16 protein-coding genes are annotated in these 12,306 nt (G+C 62.1%); 8 read left to right on the top strand and 8 right to left on the bottom strand.

All coding sequences use genetic code 11. The features are described from left to right. Positions 1–9 precede the first annotated feature (9 nt). The gene (locus BQ8482_RS26290; protein ID WP_123150248.1) at positions 10–210 is read right to left on the bottom strand and encodes a hypothetical protein; all 201 of its coding nucleotides are present in this window, start codon (positions 208–210) and stop codon (positions 10–12) included. Between the two features lie 196 nt (positions 211–406). Here BQ8482_RS26290 and BQ8482_RS26285 point away from each other — a divergent pair, with 196 nt between their 5' ends. Further along, positions 407–1,924, top strand: coding sequence for a sensor histidine kinase (locus tag BQ8482_RS26285; protein WP_244602966.1), 1,518 nt, complete (start codon positions 407–409; stop codon positions 1,922–1,924). Positions 1,925–2,025: 101 nt separating this feature from the next. On the opposite strand, the gene BQ8482_RS26280 is transcribed toward BQ8482_RS26285, so the two are convergent. Together BQ8482_RS26280 and BQ8482_RS26275 are read right to left on the bottom strand one after the other, a co-directional pair. Beyond that, entirely contained in the window at positions 2,026–2,490 is a 465-nt protein-coding gene (locus BQ8482_RS26280) for a hypothetical protein (RefSeq protein ID WP_123150244.1), read from the bottom strand. An 11-nt stretch (positions 2,491–2,501) separates the two neighbouring features. Beyond that, positions 2,502–2,828, bottom strand: a complete 327-nt coding sequence (locus BQ8482_RS26275; protein ID WP_123150242.1) for an ElaB/YgaM/YqjD family protein — start codon at positions 2,826–2,828, stop codon at positions 2,502–2,504. Between the two features lie 339 nt (positions 2,829–3,167). On the opposite strand from BQ8482_RS26275, the gene BQ8482_RS26270 reads away from it, so the two are divergent. Continuing rightward, positions 3,168–3,539, top strand: a complete 372-nt coding sequence (locus BQ8482_RS26270) for a response regulator (protein ID WP_165848724.1) — start codon at positions 3,168–3,170, stop codon at positions 3,537–3,539. Positions 3,540–3,593: 54 nt separating this feature from the next. Here the strand turns inward: BQ8482_RS26270 and BQ8482_RS26265 are convergent, their stop codons facing one another. Both BQ8482_RS26265 and BQ8482_RS26260 read right to left on the bottom strand, forming a co-directional pair. Beyond that, a complete protein-coding gene (locus BQ8482_RS26265) occupies positions 3,594–4,145 on the bottom strand; it encodes an RNA polymerase sigma factor (RefSeq protein WP_029348707.1) in 552 nt (183 codons plus the stop codon). A gap of 3 nt (positions 4,146–4,148) precedes the next feature. Further along, a complete protein-coding gene (locus BQ8482_RS26260; protein ID WP_065007450.1) occupies positions 4,149–4,343 on the bottom strand; it encodes a NepR family anti-sigma factor in 195 nt (64 codons plus the stop codon). Positions 4,344–4,579: 236 nt separating this feature from the next. On the opposite strand from BQ8482_RS26260, the gene BQ8482_RS26255 reads away from it, so the two are divergent. From BQ8482_RS26255 to BQ8482_RS26230, 6 genes are all read left to right on the top strand, one after another. Next, positions 4,580–5,374 (top strand): response regulator, encoded by a 795-nt coding sequence (locus BQ8482_RS26255; RefSeq protein ID WP_123150239.1) that lies wholly within the window; start codon positions 4,580–4,582, stop codon positions 5,372–5,374. Between the two features lie 240 nt (positions 5,375–5,614). Further along, entirely contained in the window at positions 5,615–5,782 is a 168-nt protein-coding gene (locus BQ8482_RS26250) for a DUF1328 domain-containing protein (protein WP_023797107.1), read from the top strand. Between the two features lie 149 nt (positions 5,783–5,931). After that, positions 5,932–6,966: a sensor histidine kinase gene (locus BQ8482_RS26245; protein WP_123150237.1), complete on the top strand. Its 1,035-nt coding sequence runs from the start codon at positions 5,932–5,934 to the stop codon at positions 6,964–6,966. A gap of 170 nt (positions 6,967–7,136) precedes the next feature. Continuing rightward, positions 7,137–7,313, top strand: a complete 177-nt coding sequence (locus BQ8482_RS38330; protein ID WP_165848716.1) for a hypothetical protein — start codon at positions 7,137–7,139, stop codon at positions 7,311–7,313. A 217-nt stretch (positions 7,314–7,530) separates the two neighbouring features. Next, the gene (locus BQ8482_RS26235) at positions 7,531–7,857 is read left to right on the top strand and encodes a hypothetical protein (RefSeq protein ID WP_123150233.1); all 327 of its coding nucleotides are present in this window, start codon (positions 7,531–7,533) and stop codon (positions 7,855–7,857) included. A gap of 82 nt (positions 7,858–7,939) precedes the next feature. Further along, complete coding sequence (locus tag BQ8482_RS26230) at positions 7,940–8,182, top strand: YMGG-like glycine zipper-containing protein (protein ID WP_123150232.1); 243 nt, start codon at positions 7,940–7,942, stop codon at positions 8,180–8,182. Positions 8,183–8,277: 95 nt separating this feature from the next. On the opposite strand, the gene BQ8482_RS26225 is transcribed toward BQ8482_RS26230, so the two are convergent. The 3 genes from BQ8482_RS26225 to BQ8482_RS26215 all read right to left on the bottom strand — a co-directional run bounded on the left by BQ8482_RS26225 (position 8,278) and on the right by BQ8482_RS26215 (position 12,254). After that, positions 8,278–9,921, bottom strand: coding sequence for a CHASE domain-containing protein (locus BQ8482_RS26225; RefSeq protein ID WP_123150304.1), 1,644 nt, complete (start codon positions 9,919–9,921; stop codon positions 8,278–8,280). A 113-nt stretch (positions 9,922–10,034) separates the two neighbouring features. Beyond that, positions 10,035–10,829, bottom strand: a complete 795-nt coding sequence (locus tag BQ8482_RS26220; protein WP_123150303.1) for an ATP-binding cassette domain-containing protein — start codon at positions 10,827–10,829, stop codon at positions 10,035–10,037. Positions 10,830–10,922: 93 nt separating this feature from the next. Then, a complete protein-coding gene (locus tag BQ8482_RS26215) occupies positions 10,923–12,254 on the bottom strand; it encodes a sugar ABC transporter permease (RefSeq protein WP_123150230.1) in 1,332 nt (443 codons plus the stop codon). Between the last annotated feature and the right edge of the window lie 52 nt (positions 12,255–12,306).

The following is a 12,306-nucleotide window of genomic DNA, read 5'->3' as shown; positions in this document are numbered from 1 at the left end:
CGGAAAGCTTCAGCCTTTGGGAAGCTCGCCCTGTTCGTCCCTGGGAAGCTCGCCCTGTTCGGTTGTCGACGTCTTGTCTATCATGTTGCCATAAATCTCCGCGATGCCCCAGGCGATAAACGCCAACAGCAGCGCGGCGATCAGGATACGGAAAGTATACCACCCCCAGCGTCCCTGGCGGGCTTTGTCTTCAGGAACGATCCTGGGCATGATCGGCCTCCATTTCGTTGGGCGCCGGCATGTCGTTTAGCGCCGGCAAGTCGTTTGGCGCTGGCGGGCGCGGCTGACAAAACGTGGTTGGGTAACGGTTCCTCAAGGCGAAGGTTCCGGTTTCAGAGCCAGGCAACTGGCCTGGCGCGAATGGCTGCAAGCCGATGCATTTGGGGGCCTTGTGGATAGCAGGGTAGTGAAAAAGCCGAATCTGCCGGTCGATGTCCTTAGCGTGGTAAGGGCGCAGGACCGGCTTGCCGTACTGCACGGTCTCGATGCAATCGACACGGCGGCCGATCCTGACTTCGACCATATCAGTGGGCTCGCCGCCGCGGTGATGCAAACGCCTATCGCGCTTGTGACACTGCTCGATATCGAGCGGCAATGGTTCAAGTCCTGTGTCGGCCTGGATGAGACCGAGGCCGCGACAGATACATCTTTCTGCGCCCATACCATTGCCGCCGGCGACGAGCCCATGGTGGTGACCGATGCAACCACGGATCTACGTTTCAACGCCAGCCCGCTGGTCACTGGCGAGCATCATGTCCGTTTCTATGCGGGTGCGGCGATTGTGGTGGCCGGCGCCCGAATCGGCACGCTCTGCGTGTTCGACCGGAAGCCGCGCGCGTCCCCGTCTGCCGCCCAGCTCGAACAATTGACGGCGCTCGCCAGCCTCGCCGCCAGCCTGTTCGCATTGAAGGACGCCACCCGCAACGGCGCCAGCGTCGCTGCGGCGCTGGCGCGCGAGGAAAAACGGCGCGGCATCGCGCTCGATGCCGCCTCGCTCGCAAGCTGGGCATGGGATATCCACACCGATGTGATCGAATGCGACGTCCGGTTGTCCGAACTGTTCGGCCTGCCGCGCTCGAATCGGCTGAGGGCGCGCGATATCCTTGCCGCCATCGACCCGCGTGATGTCTACCAGACCGAGACGCGCTTTCGTGACGCGCTGACCGGCGGCGACGATTATTTTGGCGAATACCGCGTCAAGGGCTTCAGTCCGCCGCGCTGGCTCGCGACGCGCGGCCGTGTCATCGAGCGCGACGGCGACGGCAAGCCGACGCTGATCTTCGGCGTCAATTACGACATCACCGAACGCAAGCTCGGCGACGAGCGGCAACGGCTCTTGCTGCGCGAGCTGAACCATCGCGTCAAGAACACGCTGGCGACCGTGCAGGCGCTGGCGACGCAGACCGTTCGCCATGCCCGCCAGCCGAGCGAGTTCCTTGAAGCCTTCAGCGCCAGGCTTCAGGCGCTGGGCGCCGCCCACAGCCTGCTGTCCGACCGCGAGTGGCGCGGCATTGGCATCCGCGAACTCGTGCAGATCGAGGTCAAGCCGTTCGATACCGCCGAACAGCCGCGCATGACGATCTCAGGCGCCGATCTGCTGCTTTCGCCCGACCAGGCAGTCGGGCTCGGCCTGATCCTGCATGAACTGGCCAGCAACGCGCTGCAATACGGAGCGCTGTCGGCGGCTTCGGGCAAGGTCGATCTCGACTGGCAGGCACAGGGCCGGAAAGGCGCACGGCGCCTGGTGCTGACCTGGCGCGAAAGCGGCGGGCCTGAAGTTGCCTCGCCCGAACGCCACGGCTTCGGCTCGATCCTGATCCGCCGCAGCCTGGCCAAGGTCATCTCCAGCGAAGTGACCCACGAATTCCGGCCGGAAGGCGTGTTCGCCGAAATATCGATGCCGCTGGAGTATCTGCCGAAGTGACGGCCCGGCCATGATCCCGAACCGAAGGTCCGCGTCAGCGAAAAGTGGAGCCCGGTTTTCGGATAAGATTGTGGTCAAACAACAAGAAGAATCGCTTCGAGCTATTTCGCTTCGCCGGCATCCGGATCGTCGGCATCGGGCTTTACGTTCTCGCGGTAGATGGCGTAGGCGGCGAGTGCAATCGCCGGGCCGAGTATCGTGCCCAGGCCACCTTTCCCCTTGAGTAGCGCCGGCAGCACGGCGAGCGCGGCCGTGATGCCGACCGCCTTCATATCGGCTTGGCGCCTCCGCGCCCGGCGTCGGGCGCGCGCGCCGGCCGACAGCTGATGGAAGAGCAGGAGAAGCCCTGCAATCACCAGGAGGCCGACCCCGAAACCAAGGCAGGCTGCCATCGGCCCATAGAGACCCGCCACCCAGATATAGGCCGCTCCGACGAGGAAACCGACGCCGCACAATGCTGCAAGTGCTGCGAGCGCATAGACGATTGCAGCCGTGCGCGCGCGGCGCACGGCTGCAGCGGCTTCACCCGAGACGACGCCCGAGATCAACGATGCCAGCATTCCCATCTGGGCTGAGACTAGCGGCGCGCGAGAAGCGCGAACAGAAAGCCGACGCCTGCCGCGATTGCCAGCGACGTCACCGGCTTTTCGCGCACGCTCGCCACCACTTGCGCCTCGATGTCCTTGGCGTTGCTGCGCAGGGTATCGAAGGCTGCTTCGCCCTGGGCGCGCAATTGCTCGACACCTTCGGTCGCGGCGCGGCGGGCCGTCCCATAACCATGTTCGCCGGTCTTGGCCAATTGCTTGGTGAGTTTTTCGATATCGGCTTTCAATTGCCTGATGTCGGCCTCGAGATCCGAATCCGCCCGGCTTGCGTTCGCGGCCTTTCCTGCAGCAGTCGCCATTGCTTAACTCCTTGCTTGCTTGGCTCCAAACGCTCGATACACGCCAAGGTTCCGAAATCGGAATGAGGTCCATGAAAGGGTGTTTCCGCGTATGAGTCCAGCCCGACCCGAGCGTCCCGGGACCGGCGTCAGATCATCGGCCGGCGATCCTCGCTCAACCCTCCCAGCGAGTTGAGCTTTCGTTAAGGATCGAGATTTCCGTCATCTGCGACGGGCATGCCTTTAGATGACAGGATGCCAAATAACTTTAGATGACAGGAAGCCAAATAGAGATCATGACTCCTCTGTTCCCTGCGCTTCCCCTTTTCCCTGCGCCCACGGAGACATTGCCACGTGCCCTTGCTTGACGGATTGCGGATTCTTGTTCTGGAGGATGAATTCCTGATCGCCATGGACGTCGAGCAGCTTTGCCGCGACTACGGCGCCGGCGACGTGATCATCGCCCGCGATCTGAGTGAGATCGATCGGAAGAGCGTTGCCTCGCAATTCGACGCAGCCATCGTCGATCTCATGCTGGGCGGCGCCTCGACACTCGATTTCGCTTCGCGGCTGCGCGAATCGGGCGTGCCTTTCGTCTTCGCCTCGGGCTATTCCGAAATGGACGAAATCAAGGTGTCCTTCCCCGATATCAGATTGGTCACCAAGCCTTATTCGGGAGACGATCTCGTGCAGGCAGTGGCGGCGGCGTGCGGGCGCGGCCCTCTTATCTGATGTCCGGAAACCGGGGCCCGCATTACCGGGGACCATATTATCGGGGGTCAGTATTCAGGCGGCGTTCGACCCCGTCACCTGAGCCGATATCGCATCCGGGCCAAACTCGTCATCGCCGGAAATCTTCAAGATTTCCTGCAGCCGCGTGCGGGCGCGGCTGACGCGGCTCTTGATCGTTCCGACCGCGCAGCCGCAGATCTCGGCGGCTTCCTCGTAGGAAAAGCCCGACGCGCCGATGAGGATGATGGCTTCGCGCTGGTCCTCGGGCAATTGCTCGAGCGCGCTACGAAAGTCCTTGAGGTCGAGCTGGCCGTGCTGGGCCGGATGGACGGCTAGCCTGGCCGTCATGATGCCGTCGCTGTCCTGCACCTCGCGCCCGCGCTTGCGCATCTGCGAATAGAATTCGTTGCGCAGGATGGTGAACAGCCATGCCTTGAGATTGGTGCCCGGCTCGAAGCTTTCATGCTTGTCCCAGGCCTTCACCAGCGTTTCCTGCACCAGATCGTCGGCCTTGTCGGCGTTTTGCGTCAGCGACACGGCAAAGGCGCGCAGGCTCGGAATCGAGCCGAGCAGATCCGTCTTGAAGCTCTGGGAGACGGCCGCCATGCCTCAGTCCTTTTTCCGTGCAGGCTGGGCCTGTTCCAACTGGCTGAGCAACTGGGCGAAGCGATCCGGCACGTTGTCGGAGACCAGCTCGTCGTAATATTGTTTGAGTTTGCGGCCGATTTCCGAGTTTGGCCCGAGCGGGTCGCCGGAAGCTGCCCGGCGCCTGTTTGCAGCGCCAGCCGTGATATCTTTCGTCATGTCTTCATTTCGCCCTTTGTTCCCAGCACCCTGCCGCCCTTCAATACACGATGCAAAGCAGGCGGTCCCCTCGTCTGGTTGCCCGTCCCGACCTCAAACGCCGTCCTCTTACATTAGTTCCAAACCATCGGAACTTTTTCGGAAAGCCGGCGTTTATGCTTTCAGGGTTTATTTTCGGGGCTTGTAATCATCTTGGCCTGCAATCTATGCAATTACGTCAGAGGGAGACGTCCATCATGAGCCTATCCGCAACCATCGCTCCGCACCTGCCGTTCCTGCGCCGCTTCTCGCGGGCCGTTTCCGGATCGCAGGAGAGTGGCGACGCGCTGGTCGCCGCGATGCTCGAAGCCATCATCGCCGACATCGACATCTTTCCGGACGCGTCGAACGACCGCATCGCGCTCTACAAAGTCTTCGCCAGGCTGTTCACCTCGGTCGCCATCCGCGTTCCGCAAGAACACCCGCAGTCGGCGTGGGAACAGCGCGCCGCCGCCAATCTGAACGCGATCTCACCCCTTCCCCGGCAGGCCTTCCTGCTGGTCGCCGTCGAAGGTTTCAGCGAAGACGAGGCGGCTGAGATTCTCGACGTCGACGATCAGGAGTTCTCCGAACTTCTCGCCGAGGCCAGCAACGAGATTTCCCGCCAGGTGGCAACCGATGTGCTGATCATCGAGGACGAGCCGCTGATCGCCATGGACATCGAGCAAATGGTCGAAAGCCTGGGCCATCGCGTCGTCGGAACTGCACGTACCCACGCCGAGGCGGTGGCAATGTTCACAAAGACGCGGCCGAAGATGGTGCTGGCCGACATCCAGCTTGCCGACGGCAGTTCCGGCATCGAAGCGGTGAACGAGATCCTGTCGGCCACGCCGGTGCCGGTGATCTTCATCACCGCCTTTCCCGAGCGACTCCTGACCGGCGAGCGGCCGGAGCCGGCCTTCCTCGTCACCAAGCCGTTCAATCCGGATATGGTCAAGGCCCTGATCAGCCAGGCGCTGTTCTTCGACCGGCATGCGAAAGCCGCTGCATAGGACCGGGCGGCCCAGCCTCCCAGCGCCCGTTTTCCACAGTTCCACAGATCGCCCGTTTTCCACAGATGAATGACGCTGGCCGCTTGCGGCCGGCAAACGTCACTTGCGCCTCCAACTTCCCCCTGCGCATGACGATTCAATTCGGGCCGGAAAGATTTCCAGGGATCGTCTTTTTCGGGAAATGGTGGAACAAACGGCAGCGAAAGACGTTTTTGCCGTACCATTTGAAGGAGATGGATCATGCTTTACTGGGCGCTCGTGTTTCTCGTCGTCGCGATCATTGCAGGCGCTCTTGGTTTCGGCGGTATCGCCGGCACCTCGGCAGGTATAGCGCAGATACTGTTTTTCATCTTTCTCGCTTTCCTGATCATTTCGCTTATCGCGGGCTTGTTCAAACGCGCGTCGTGAACTGCGATCGAACACTGGGAGCCGCACCCCTCAAGCGGTTTCCAGCTACCGCCGGGCGGAGTCCTTACCGGACGTCGCTCGGCGGACCTCTTTTGGGAACCCATTTTTCCGTCAGCCGTTCAGCCTGCATTGGGCGGGTGAAGTGAACAATGCAACCCAGAGCCGGAGACATGAAAGACAGCGGACGGAGCGATGAGATCATCGCTTTGCAGTCCGCTGAGAGTGGAATGCAGCTTGGCCGGGCCCTTCTCCATGCGCTGCACAATGCCGGCATTTCGGTTCTCTATCAGGATCGCGAGATGAAAACCGTCTGGGCCCGCAACATGCGCCCGCCATGGGCTTCCGATACGACCGACAGCAACGGCATCCTGCCGCTGGCGCAGGCGGAGCGTATCGGTGCGGCCAAACGCAATGTCGTCGCATCCGGCAATCCGGAACATCTTGAGCTCAGCATTCCCGCCGACGACGGCGTTCGCTGGTTCCAAATATGGGTAGACGCGGATCACGACGACGGCGGCGCCGTGCAGGGCGTCGTCACCACCATGGTCGAAACGACCGAGCAGAAACGTCGCGAGCAGACCCTGAAGACGCTGCTGCGCGAGGTCAGCCACCGCTCAAAGAACCTTTTGGCGATCATCCAGAGCATCGCCACCCAGACCAGCCGTTATTCGGACACGCTCGGTGATTTCCTGACACGCTTTCGCGGCCGGCTGCAGTCGCTTGCCTCATCCCAGGACCTGGTGACCTCGTCGAACTGGCGGGGAGCGGCACTGCGCGAACTGGTGTCCGGCCAGGTCGGCCGCTATGGAGCCGACCCTGTGCGCAGCTTGCGTTTCCAGGGTGCAAATCCGTACCTCAACCCCAATGCCGCCCTGCATATCGGCTTGGCCATGCACGAGCTTGCCGTCAATTCGGTCAGCTACGGCGCTCTGTCGCGAGCCGACGGATTCGTCGAGGTGACGGCCGATCTGACGGCCGCTTCCGCTGGCGAGACCGCACTGTCGCTGACATGGGCCGAAGCCATCGGAGCCAATGACAATCAGCCCAGTGAGAAGCGCTTTGGCAGCGTCGCGCTCGAGCGCGTTGTGCCTGCGTCGTTGAACGGTACGGCGACACTTGAAATCACCGGGGACCGCCTCGAATATCGTCTTGTCGTTCCTCGCGGCAATTTCGAGACGGATTGAACGGACAGCAGCCGAGCCCAAGAGAGCCGGGGCCAATAGGGCTGGGGATCGATACCGGCCGCGCCGGCTTAACCATCTGTTCACCATAAGGTCCGATGCTGTTTTTCCCAGACACCGCTCCGCATGACGTTTTCGATCGCAGTTGCTGCGCAGTACGGGAGGAATTGGCTTTGACGGTTGCCGACATCAACAGGCTGGAACAGGCCGCGCGCGTTTCGATGGGCGGGTTTCAGGATCTCGAAGCATCCGCGATGCCGTCGCCCCGTACTCCCCTCCCGACCCCCGGCGTCGCCGCGATCGGGCTGGCTGCGGTGGTCGTCCTGGTCGCCGCGTTCCAGTTGATCTAATGCATGTCGCGCAAAAGCATGCCCTCGGGCCTGACCCGAGGGTGTGCAGCGGTTTTGCGATAACGACATGCATAAATACAATTTAAAGCGGCGGACCCAAAGTGGCCGGCGGCTTGTGCTTGCCTCATGTCGACCTGTTCTCCAATCAGTCGCGCCAGCCTGCATGGCAGGAACTTTGACGGATGTGGCCCGTTCTTATGGCCGGAGGACCGTCGCCATGGAACACATCGCTGCCGTGTTGCTGGTCATTGGCTGTTCGAACGCGATGACCGAGTGTCGCGAACTGCCCGTATCGGTGAGCGTTTTCGAAACCGCTCAGGAATGCACCGTCGCGCGTCCGTTTGCCCTGAGCGATGTGCAGGGTCAGGCTCCGCGCATAATTGCCAAATGCCTTTCCGTCGATCCGGCACGTGAGGATGATTACGACCAGATCGTCTGGAATGTGCGTCCGGACGGCACGCTCGACGCGTCCGTGGAGATTTCCGATCTTGAGGTTGCCTCGCACGGCGCGCGCCCCGAAAAAGATTCCCTTAGCCAACAATGAAATCGAGCAGGCAAAACGCTTTTTCGCATGATACATGACGGGTAGAGCTACAAGTGAGGACAAAAAGGCGAGGAGTGACCCTATGCGGAAGATGATTATTGCCATGGTTGCCGTGATCGCAGTCAGCGGTTGCAGCACCACTGAGAAGGATGTCGCCGTCGGCGCCGGTGTCGGCGCTCTGGCCGGCGGCCTGATTGACGGCGGCGAGGGTGCGCTGGTGGGCGCAGCCATCGGTGCCGGTACCGGCCTGCTGGTGCGCAACCTTCGCAACGGCTATTGCCAGTACCGCGACAACCGTGGCCGTCTGTTTACGGCTCGCTGCTGATCCGATTCGGACGCATGAGGCAATAGAAGCGGAGACCGGACGAGCCGGTCTCTGTTTACTTGCGCCTTCGAAAACGGTCGGTTTGCGGCAGCGTTTCAGTCCGACAGTGGAATCCTGATTTCCACGCTCAACCCGCCATCGTGAAAATCGCGATTGATCGTACCGCCCAATTCGCGCGTGACGTTCAGATCGATCAGCTTGGTGCCAAAACCGGTTTTGACAGGTGGTTCGAGCTTCTTCTGGCCGGCTTCGCGCCAGTTGAGGACCAGCGTCCGGTCGCTCCTGCGGCCCTCGACCGACCAGTCGACCTTGAGTGACCACTCGCCCGTTCTAGCATTGACCGAATTGCCGGTTTCGCCATATTTCAGCGCGTTCGTTGCCAGTTCATGAAAGGTCAGGCCGAGCGCTTGCGTCGTCGTCTCGTCGAGCAACACCTCTGGCCCCGACAATATCCCCTCGGGAAGCTCCTTGCCGAACACCTGGCCAAGCTCGATGCGCAAGAGATCGGCGAGATCGGCCTTCTGCCAGCGCGAGCGCGTCAGCATGTCCTGGGAAGCCGCCATCGCTTGCAGCCGGGCCGAAAAAGAGGACGAGAACTCGTGGACGTCAGTGGCGTGCGACGCCGTCTGGCGCGCGATCGCCAGCACCCGCGTGATCGAGTTCTTGATGCGGTGCTTCATCTCCTGCAGCATCAGGTCTTTTTCGAGCAAGCTTTTTTCCGTCGTTTCATGGAGCAGCGAGACCGCGTCATAGGCCCGCTCCTGATAGCGGGCCACCAACGCGATGGTTCCCGCGAGCAGCAGTCCGAACAGGCCGAGCATCACCGGAATGGCGCGCGAGGAAGGTTGCGAGAACGCGCTTGTCGGCCTGAACAGGACGGTCCATGGACGTCCGGCGATGGTGATCTCGCGAGAAACCACCAGCCTGTCACCGAAGGTCGACGCCGGCGGCGTTTCCGACTGGAACAAAAGATGGTCGGCATCCACCTTGCCGTCATAGATTTCGATGTTGACCGGCAGCAGCGGCGTTCGGCTGAGCGCGGTCTGGAACAGATCGCGGGCGCGGAAGGCCGCATAAAGAAAGCCTGATGTCGAGGAGCTGGACGCATCGATGCCGTCCTGGGCGGTTTCGACGTTGAGCCGCACGAAGACCAGGAAGCCGGTGAAGGTCTGCGCAGCACCTGTTTCCTGGCCTAGCTGCACGCGCCCGCTCGCGTGCTGCTGGTTGTCGGCCATCGCCCTTTCGATCGCCTCGCGCCGCACCGGTTCGGTGAACATGTCGTAGCCGATGCTGGATTGATTGGAAGGATCCAGCGGCTCGAACAGCGTGATGGGCGTACGCCATGGCAGCGTTGTCGTAGCCGGATAGATCGCATCGCTGGCGCCATAGTCGTGCAGGATGGCACGCTCGACAGCTGCCTCGTCGCCGGCTCTCACCAGCCGGAGAAAGCCGATACCGCGCAGGCCGGTAAAATTGTCGTTGATACCAAGCGCTTCGAAGAACGCCTTGAACTCGCCCCGCGAAATGCTACCATTGCGCGCCTCGAACAGCGCATGGGTCGATCGCAGCAGCGACAGATGCAGGTCGATGCGGCTGTCGATCCGGTTGAGCGCGTCGTCCGCCGTCGCCTCGAACTTGATGCGCGCTGCTTCCTGCGTGGCGAAATAGGCGAATCCCGCCATCGTCAGGCTGATCAGCGCGACGGCGATGAAAGCGACGATCGGGAAGAACTTCTTCAAGTTGCTGCTGCGGCCCATGGTTCCCCATCTTATGGGCAAGTCCCCGTGGCAACACAATGGCGCGGCCAAACCATCATGACGACTGGCATATCACATGACAGGTATTTGAAGCTTCAGGCGGCGATCTTCAGCGCACCTGGCCCCGGAATGGCACCGGGCGGGCACTTGCCCAGGATGATCATGCCGAGCACCTCGTCCTGGGTCACGTCGCTGGTGCGCGCCGTGCCGACGACCCGACCATTCTTCATCACGCAGACGCGATCGGCAAGCTCGAACACATCGTGGATGTCGTGGCTGATCAGGAAGATGCCGATGCCGTCGGCCTTGAGCTGCATGACCAGTTCGCCGACCTGCGCCGTTTCCTGCGGCCCGAGTGCCGCCGTCGGCTCATCCATGATCAGGATGCGGGCGTTGAACAGGATGGCGCGCGCGATCGCCACCGACTGGCGCTGGCCGCCTGAAAGCTTTACCACCGGCTCCTTGAAGCGCTGGAAACGGGGATTGAGCCTGCCCATCACCTTGCGCGCCTCGGCCTCCATGGCGCCATCGTCGAGCGTGCCCCAGCCGGTCATCAGCTCGCGTCCGAGGAAGAGGTTGGCGGCGGCGTCGACATTGTCGGCGAGCGCCAGCGTCTGGTAGATCGTCTCGATGCCGTATTTCTTGGCGTCGCGCGGATTGGAGATCGAAGCCTCTTCGCCATTGACGAAGATCTGGCCCGAATCGCGCTTGTAGGCGCCGGACAGGATCTTGATCAGCGTCGACTTGCCGGCGCCGTTGTGGCCAAGCAGTGCCACGACCTCGCCCGGGAAAAGGTCGATCGACGCATCGTCGACAGCGCGAATGCCGCCAAAGGCAATCGAGATGTTGCGCATATCGACCAGTGGCGTGGGAGCAGTTGTGTCAGCCATGATCGTTCCTCCCTGTGGTTTTTGCTTGAGCATGGTCTTGTCGAAACCGGCGTCCAATTTTCGCTGACGCGGAGCTTCGGCTCGGGATCATGCTCAGACCCGCTTGCGGTAGACGGTGTCGAGCCAGACGGCGACGACCAGCACGGCGCCGACAACGACGCTCTGAAGTGGTGAATCGATGCCGAGCAACACCATGCCGGACTGCAGCGACTGCATCAGAAGTGCGCCCAGCATGGCGCCGAGCACCGTGCCGGAGCCGCCGGCCAGCGATGTGCCTCCAATGACCGCAGCCGCGATGACCAAGAGCTCGTCCAGCGTACCCAGCGCATTGGTCGACGCATTGAGGCGGGCCGACGCAATCGCCGCGCTGATCGCGGCCAGCACGCCCATGATCATGAACGCCTTCATGGTCACCCAGCGCGTGTTGATGCCGGCGAGTTCCGCCGCTTCCGGATTGCCGCCAATGGCGAAGACATAGCGGCCGAAACGGGTGCGCCTGGTGATGAAGGTCATAACGATGCCGACTGCGACCGCGATCAGCACCGGTATGGCGATGCCATGGGCGATGAACAGGCCGCCTTCGGGAACGGTGATGCCGGTCCGCTGCGCGTACTGGCGAACGATGCCGATCGGCCAAGGATAGGAATTGGCGATCCAGACGGCGCCAAGGATGGCGGCGCAGGCGACAACACCAAGCAAGCTCTCCGCCCAGACCGGGCGCAGCGGAAATTTGAACCGCTTGCGCTGTGACCGGCCGTTGAGCAGCATCAAGGCGACGGCCACACAGGCGAGAATGCCGACGATCCAGCTTGCGGTTGCCCCGATCGAGCCACGCGGCCCGCCACCCATGAGCTGGAATGTGGCGTCGAGCGGCGCGACGGTGCGCCCGCTCGTCATCAGCCACGCCATGCCGCGCCAGATCAGCAGGCCGCCCAGCGTCACGATGAAGGCCGGAACCTCGAGATAGGCGATAATGAAGCCCTGGAGCGCGCCGATCATCAGGCCGAGCACCACGCCGGCAGCCAGTGCGATGATCCATATCCAGGGATTTCCAAGCTGGAAGCCCATGACCCGGATGAGGAATTCGGCCTGCGCGACGCCCATCACCATACCGATCACACCTTCGACGGAGCCGACCGAAAGATCGATGTTGCGCATCACGATGACCAGCACCATGCCGGTCGCCATGATCGCGACCGAGGAGGTCTGCACCGACAGGTTCCAGAGATTGCGCGGCGTAAGGAAGAGCCCGCCCGACAGGATGTGGATTCCAACCCAGATGACCAGCAGCGCGCCGACCATGCCGAGCATGCGTATGTCGAGCTCGGTTGCCTTGAGGAAGCGGCCGATGGGGCTGAGCTCGGATTCACGCGCCCGATCGGCAGCTGTATCGGCGGCCGGCGTGTTGGAAGTCGTGTCGGCCATGATGTCCTCCCACCGGGTTGCCGTCTGCCGCGGATGCCGGAAGCAGCTTAGA

It is taken from the genome of Mesorhizobium delmotii (assembly GCF_900149755.1).
In the GTDB taxonomy this organism is placed as follows: Bacteria; Pseudomonadota; Alphaproteobacteria; order Rhizobiales; family Rhizobiaceae; genus Mesorhizobium; species Mesorhizobium delmotii.
The sequence above is the reverse complement of the archived record's forward strand: the minus strand, read 5'-3'. Positions and strand labels throughout refer to the sequence as shown.

Bases quoted from the DNA above. Each gene is read 5' to 3' on its own strand.
- BQ8482_RS26290 (WP_123150248.1), bottom strand. From the start codon at position 210: ATGCCCAGGATCGTTCCTGAAGACAAAGCCCGCCAGGGACGCTGGGGG.
- BQ8482_RS26280 (WP_123150244.1), bottom strand. From the start codon at position 2,490: ATGGGAATGCTGGCATCGTTGATCTCGGGCGTCGTCTCGGGTGAAGCC.
- BQ8482_RS26275 (WP_123150242.1), bottom strand. From the start codon at position 2,828: ATGGCGACTGCTGCAGGAAAGGCCGCGAACGCAAGCCGGGCGGATTCG.
- BQ8482_RS26265 (WP_029348707.1), bottom strand. From the start codon at position 4,145: ATGGCGGCCGTCTCCCAGAGCTTCAAGACGGATCTGCTCGGCTCGATT.
- BQ8482_RS26260 (WP_065007450.1), bottom strand. From the start codon at position 4,343: ATGACGAAAGATATCACGGCTGGCGCTGCAAACAGGCGCCGGGCAGCT.
- BQ8482_RS26255 (WP_123150239.1), top strand. From the start codon at position 4,580: ATGAGCCTATCCGCAACCATCGCTCCGCACCTGCCGTTCCTGCGCCGC.
- BQ8482_RS26250 (WP_023797107.1), top strand. From the start codon at position 5,615: ATGCTTTACTGGGCGCTCGTGTTTCTCGTCGTCGCGATCATTGCAGGC.
- BQ8482_RS26245 (WP_123150237.1), top strand. From the start codon at position 5,932: ATGCAACCCAGAGCCGGAGACATGAAAGACAGCGGACGGAGCGATGAG.
- BQ8482_RS26235 (WP_123150233.1), top strand. From the start codon at position 7,531: ATGGAACACATCGCTGCCGTGTTGCTGGTCATTGGCTGTTCGAACGCG.
- BQ8482_RS26230 (WP_123150232.1), top strand. From the start codon at position 7,940: ATGCGGAAGATGATTATTGCCATGGTTGCCGTGATCGCAGTCAGCGGT.
- BQ8482_RS26220 (WP_123150303.1), bottom strand. From the start codon at position 10,829: ATGGCTGACACAACTGCTCCCACGCCACTGGTCGATATGCGCAACATC.
- BQ8482_RS26215 (WP_123150230.1), bottom strand. From the start codon at position 12,254: ATGGCCGACACGACTTCCAACACGCCGGCCGCCGATACAGCTGCCGAT.